The organism is Collinsella sp. CLA-ER-H2, assembly GCF_040092405.1.
Taxonomy (GTDB): Bacteria; Actinomycetota; Coriobacteriia; order Coriobacteriales; family Coriobacteriaceae; genus Collinsella.
The window spans coordinates 1-6,051 of sequence record NZ_JBBNLO010000051.1 but is presented as its reverse complement, the minus strand read 5'-3'; the positions used below and the strand labels follow the sequence as shown (position 1 = coordinate 6,051).

The following is a 6,051-nucleotide window of genomic DNA, read 5'->3' as shown; positions in this document are numbered from 1 at the left end:
CCACTTCGTGTGCGACAGGCTGTAGGCCTTCTGGGCCATACGCCACCACCGCCCTCTCGACTCGGATTCCTTGCGGCCTGAACAATCGCAAGTGTCCGGCGAGGGGGCGGCTTTGTAAAGCCGTTTGGCCCCACCCGCATAGCGGGTGGTTTCTGATGCGGCGCGCTGCGCGCCCCGCACAGGCTAAAGCCCGTAACAAAAAAGCTCGCCGGCTAGGCCGACGAGCTGCAAGTTCTTGGTCGCGGGGGCAGGATTTGAACCTACGACCTCCGGGTTATGAGCCCGGCGAGCTACCAGACTGCTCCACCCCGCAATGTCTGGGCGCCTCATGTGCGCAAGTAAGAATATTACGTGGGAGTTCGGTAAACGGCAAGGAAAATCTCGTAGAGCATAATTCCTTCATATTTAAACCCCTCGACCCCTATCACCGTAAACGAATCGCAGCCGAGCGCCGTCGACGGCACGTATACAATGGTGCGCGTCCTTTTATGCCGACACCGGGAGTAGACATGCTGCTCGCTATCGATATGGGAAACACGCAGACGGCCATGGGTCTGTTTGACGGAGACGAGCTGGTACAGTCGTGGCGCATGCCCACCGACCGCTCCTATACCGCCGACGAGATCCACGTGCGCCTGATGGGCTTCTTTAAGATGTACGACATCTCACTCGACGCGGTCGACGCGATCGCCTTCGCCGGCGTGGTGCCGCAGCTCTCGCGCGAGTGGCACACCGTGGCCGACCGCATCGCGGCAGACGCCATCGTTATCGGGCCGCAGACGGCCGCGGTGACCAAACTGCGCGCGGCGCGCCCCCAGGCCGTAGGTGCCGATCGCATCGCCAACGCCGTTGCGGCCGAGACCTTCTACGGCGCGCCGGCAATCGTGGTGGACTTTGGCACCGCGACCAATATCGACGTCATCGATGAGGACGGTTATTACATTGGCGGGGCGATCGCGCCGGGCATCCGCATCTCCATGGACGCGCTTGCCGCCCGAGCCGCCAAGCTCGCCAGCGTGCCGCTCGAGGCGCCCGAGCACGCCATCGGTCGCGACACCGAAGAGTGCATCAAGGTCGGCGCCGTGATGGGCGCCGCCGCCATGGCCGAGGGCCTGGTCACGCGCATGAAGCGCGAGCTGGGCCGCGAGGACGCCACCGTTATCGCCACGGGCGGTCTCGCCGGCATTGTCGCCGATTCGACCGATGCCTTCGACGTGGTCGACGGGCAACTCACCATCAAGGGCATCTGCGAAATCTACCGCCGCATGCAGGAGCTGGGATAGAGCAGGGGCTTAAGTCGAGCACGCCCGATGTCACAGCCCCGCAAACGTTCGCCAAGCCTATTCCTCAAAACTGAAAAATTTTCAATTTTGAGGAATAGAGACTCCTCGAATACGCCCAGCGCAGCGATATCGTGCATGTTTCCTATTCCTCAAAAACGAAAATTATTCAGTTTTGAGGAATAGGGTGCTGACAACCCATTCCCCAGACAACAAGACCCTCCCCGGCATAGCCGAGGAGGGTCTTGGTGTCATCGTTGTCTTTGAGCGCTAGCGCCTCGCGCTACAGTCCGCGAATCCGTACGGCCTCGGGTGGAAACTCCTGCTCACCGGCATCGGTCTTGATGGTCGCGCGACCCCAGATGTCCAGGCCCGCGAACACGCCCACCGCGAGCGGCAGGCCGTTGGGCGACACCGCCGCAACTTGGCGACCGAGCAGCGGCACCATGTCGAAGTACTCGCCCAGCACGGGAGCCAGCGGACCGGCAGCGCCCTGCGGTGTGTTGGCAACAACCGCCCAGGCGTCCACGCGGGTCAGCACGGCGGTGGCCAACGCCTCGACCAGCGCTTCGTCAGCCACATCCACGCCAAGCTCGCCCAGCGCCGCGCGCTCAATATCCACCGTCACGGCACCGAACATGCCTGCGGCACCGGCGCCACCGTTGACGGCGACGCGTGCAAACGGCGTCTCAAACGTAGGCGCGCCGCACACAATGTCGCTCGGCCATTGAATGCCCACCTTGCCGGCAAGGCCCAGTCCCGGTGCCGCAGCCGTTCCCACAAGCGCATCCATCATGCCCATCGCAGCCACAAACGGCAGGCCGTGGAAGGCATGCATGTTCACGTCGGGGCGAACGACCAGCGAAAATGTCAACGATGCATCGCCCGCGCTCCAAGCGCACCAGCCCGCGGATGCGCCTTCGCGACCAGCGTCGCGCGCGGTGTCGAGCTCGGCACCGACGGCTACAGCATTCATCTCGATCATCTACATACGCCCCAGTTCGCCCACGATATGGCCCACGCGATCCTCGGGTTCCTTGACCTCGACGCCGTTGTAGCGGAAGAACCGCGCCGGGTCGTGCATCAGGTCCTCGAGCGGCACCAGCACAAAGTCGCGCTCGCCGATCAACGGATGCGGCAGGCGCAGCTTTTTGCCACCGTGGGTCTCGCCATCCATCCACAGCAGGTCCAAATCGATGGTGCGTGGGCCATTGACCTTGGCCTTTTTGGAACGGTCGCGGCCCAGCTCGGCCTCGATCTCCATAAGCTCATCGAGCAGCACCAACGGCGCCAGCTCGGTCTTGATCTCGATGACGGCATTGGCGAAGGCGTCCTGGCGCGTCTCGTAGGCCGGTTCGCTCTCGTAGATGCGAGAGCAGTTGGACACGCAGGTGAGCGGGATCTCGGCAATCATGTCGCGCGCGGCGCGGATGTTATCGCAACGATGTCCCAGGTTGGAGCCCACGGCCACAAACGCGCGACGCGGCTGCGGCTTGGCAACAGCCCAGTAACCGTTCAGGAACTGTGCAAAGCCCGCGACGTCGTGCACGCGCACGATGTTGGCGCCGGCCTGGATGGCGCCCAGGCACACGCCAAACGTGGCGGCATCGCGCTCGGCGGCCTCGGTCACGCCCGAGACAGCGCCCACAAAGCGCTTGCGCGACACGGCGCACATGAGTGGATAGCCCAGCGACGCCATCTTGGCGGTCTCGCGCTGGATGACGATGTCCTCGTTGGCCGTCTTGCCAAACCCCGGGCCTGGATCGATGCAGATGCGGTCGCGCGACACGCCAGCGTGGATGAGCGCGCGGGCCTGATCGGACAGAAAGCCCATGACGCGGCGCATGATGGGCGCCGAATCGGGCAGGGTAAAGCGGCGGAGCTGCGAGGTGGGAACGTAGGCCTCCTCGCGGCGGGCGCTGCGGCGCATCATGGCGGCCAGGTGATCGCTGGGCTCCGGCGCGGGCTCAGGGGTTGCGGCAGACTCGGTGACAGGGGCGGCCTCTTCGGCGGCAGGCGCCTCCTGCTTCTGCTCGCCCGTAGGCTCGGGTGCGGACTCCGGATCGCCAAACGGCAGCGAGGGCTGCACCACGCCACCCGGCAGCTTGGCCTCCGTCTTGGGCTCGCCCAGCAGCTTGCCACGGCGACGGCGGGCAGGCTTCTCGGCCTCGCGCGCGGCCTCGGCAGCCGCCTCGCGCGCCTTCTCGGCAACAAACGCCGCGGCAGAGGTATCGAGCTGCACCGTCGCGTGCGTACGGGCGGGCGCAGCGACCTCGCCGGCGTGCATTACGATAACGCCGCAGGTGCTCGCCGCGACAAACTCGACCATCTTGGGGTCGGTGAAGCCCGTCACGTCGTTGACGATCGAGGCGCCGCAGCGCACGGCCGCCTTGGCAACCGCCACATGGCGCGTGTCGATCGAGACGATGGCGCCCTCTTTGGCCAGCGCGCGCACCACGGGTAGCACGCGGCGAGCCTCCTCGTCGGGGTTGACCGGGGTAAAGCCGGGGCGCGTGGACTCACCGCCCACGTCGATGATGTCGGCGCCGGCGTCGAGCATCGCCAGGCCGTACTCGATGGCGGCATCCGGGTCGAAGTGCTCCCCGCCGTCGCTAAACGAATCGGGCGTCACGTTGAGGACGCCCATGATGCGCGGACGGTCAAAGCTGAGCTCGTACTTTCCGCACCGCCATGTCTTGCTATCGTTCGCCATGAACATCCTCCTAAAATGCCCGCGCCGCCGCGCCTGAGCGCTAACGGCGGGGTCGCTTTGCAATCAGTCTTTCTATTGTATCCGCGCGCGCCGGCTAGAACGCAAACGCGGCCGCGATGTCGCAAGAAATCAGCAGGTCGGCATTTGCATCTTGATCGGTGGGGGCAAGATTGCAAATGGCCAGCGTATCGCCGGTAAAGTAACGCGTAAGGCCCGCCGCCGGATACACCACGAGCGAGGTCCCGCCCACAATGAGGGCATCGGCCGCGGCGATGGCGGTAACGGCGCCAGTCAGCACGTGCTCGTCGAGCGGCTCCTCGTAGAGCACCACATCGGGCTTGATGCGCTCACCGCACGCAGGACACACGGGCACGCCCGCGGCGTCCTCGTGCTCGCGCGAGCAAATCCACTCGGCGCTATAGACCGCGCCGCACGACTGGCAAATGTTGCGGTGGACCGAACCGTGTAGCTCAAATACGTGCTTCGAGCCGGCCATCTGATGCAAGCCGTCGATATTTTGCGTTACCACAGCGCTGAGCTTGCCGGCGCGCTCCAGCTCGGCCAGCTTAGTGTGGCAGCGATTGGGCTTGGCGCCAAGCGCGATCATCTTGGTGCGGTAGAAGTCGAAGAACTCGGCCGGATGTGCCTCGTAAAAGCTATGCGAGAGCATAGTCTCGGGCGGGTAGGCAAACTGCTGGTGATACAGGCCGTCCACGCTGCGGAAATCGGGGATGCCGCTCGCCGTGGAAACACCGGCGCCGCCAAAGAACACCACACGCTTGTGGGTACTGAACAGCTCCGCCAGTGCGGCGGAGGCCTGCTTGGGGTCCGTTATCGCCTGCGTCATATGAGTCCTCCGTCCTTGTTGGTCGGGCAGCATCGGGCGACATCCCGGCATACGGCCTTTGAGTCAGCATGCGCGGAGCCCACCCCGCCCCTGTTGCGCTAATCTTAAGCCTGCCAACCCCGTCGAAAGGACACCATGCCTCAGACTTACACCTTTGCCTCGTGGAACGTCAACGGCCTGCGCGCCGTGCTCAAAAAGGACCCGAGCTTTATCCAGATCGCGCAAGAACTCGACGTCGATATCCTGGCGCTGCAGGAGACCAAGCTGCAAGAGGGCCAGGTCGATATCGACCTGCCCGGCTATCACCAAACATGGAGCTACGCCGAGCGCAAAGGCTATTCGGGAACCGCAGTCTTTAGCCGCCAGGAACCGATACGCGTACTGCGCGCCGACGCGCTGCTGCCCTACGCCGGCGAGGGCAAGGCTGCTGAGCTCGTTGCCCAAGCCGCAACCGAGGGCCGCGTCTGCGCGTTGGAATTCGCCAAGTTTTGGTTTGTCGATGTATACACGCCCAACGCCCAAAACGAGCTCGCGCGTATCGATGTGCGCATGGCATGGGACGATGCCTACCGCCGCTTTTTGAGCGCGCTTGAGCACGAGACCGGTAAACCCGTGGTGACCTGCGGCGACTTTAACGTAGCGCACGAGGAAATCGACCTTAAGAACCCCAAGTCCAACCGCGGCAACGCGGGCTTTTCGGACGAGGAACGCGGCAAGTTTACCGAGCTGCTCAACGCCGGGCTTACCGATACCTGGCGTGCGGCAAATCCCGACGTCGAGGGCGTCTACAGCTGGTGGAGCTACCGCTTTAATGCGCGTAAGAACAACGCCGGCTGGCGCATCGACTACTTCCTAGTGAGCAACGCAATTGCCGCCAACGTACGCGACACCGGCATCCGCGGCGACATCTTTGGCAGCGACCACTGCCCCGTCACCCTCACGCTGGAGCTCTAGTCCCGATCGGTCCCTTGGAGGCAGGGGAAGGGATCATCTTCACCTCGCGAGGGCATCAACGCGGCCCGCTTGCCACGAAACTGGCCCATCCACTACGTTTAAGCCACTACCCTCAACCACAGCGAACAACGCAAAAAGAAAACCGACGCTCCTATAAGTTGTCAAGAGGCAGTTTGCGGGAGCGTTCTCTCCAATTCGCACAGGAGCTCGTAATACCTCCTCTCCAGTTTCGTCGACCGCCGTTTCCCCCGTTCCAA

At 63.8% G+C, this 6,051-nt stretch carries 5 protein-coding genes and 1 tRNA gene; 2 read left to right on the top strand and 4 right to left on the bottom strand.

The window, feature by feature from the left end:
- Positions 1-236: 236 nt before the first annotated feature.
- Positions 237-313: transfer RNA gene (locus AAAX59_RS09510), tRNA-Met, on the bottom strand.
- Between the two features lie 196 nt (positions 314-509).
- Here AAAX59_RS09510 and AAAX59_RS09505 point away from each other — a divergent pair.
- Entirely contained in the window at positions 510-1,283 is a 774-nt protein-coding gene (locus AAAX59_RS09505; RefSeq protein ID WP_349071578.1) for a type III pantothenate kinase, read from the top strand.
- A gap of 280 nt (positions 1,284-1,563) precedes the next feature.
- On the opposite strand, the gene AAAX59_RS09500 is transcribed toward AAAX59_RS09505, so the two are convergent.
- The 3 genes from AAAX59_RS09500 to AAAX59_RS09490 all read right to left on the bottom strand — a co-directional run bounded on the left by AAAX59_RS09500 (position 1,564) and on the right by AAAX59_RS09490 (position 4,840).
- Positions 1,564-2,265, bottom strand: coding sequence for a hypothetical protein (locus AAAX59_RS09500; RefSeq protein ID WP_349071577.1), 702 nt, complete (start codon positions 2,263-2,265; stop codon positions 1,564-1,566).
- Complete coding sequence (gene folP / locus AAAX59_RS09495) at positions 2,266-3,993, bottom strand: dihydropteroate synthase (RefSeq protein ID WP_349071576.1); 1,728 nt, start codon at positions 3,991-3,993, stop codon at positions 2,266-2,268.
- A gap of 94 nt (positions 3,994-4,087) precedes the next feature.
- Positions 4,088-4,840 (bottom strand): NAD-dependent protein deacylase, encoded by a 753-nt coding sequence (locus tag AAAX59_RS09490; protein WP_349071575.1) that lies wholly within the window; start codon positions 4,838-4,840, stop codon positions 4,088-4,090.
- Between the two features lie 135 nt (positions 4,841-4,975).
- On the opposite strand from AAAX59_RS09490, the gene AAAX59_RS09485 reads away from it, so the two are divergent.
- Positions 4,976-5,794 (top strand): exodeoxyribonuclease III, encoded by an 819-nt coding sequence (locus tag AAAX59_RS09485; protein ID WP_349071574.1) that lies wholly within the window; start codon positions 4,976-4,978, stop codon positions 5,792-5,794.
- Positions 5,795-6,051: the final 257 nt, after the last annotated feature.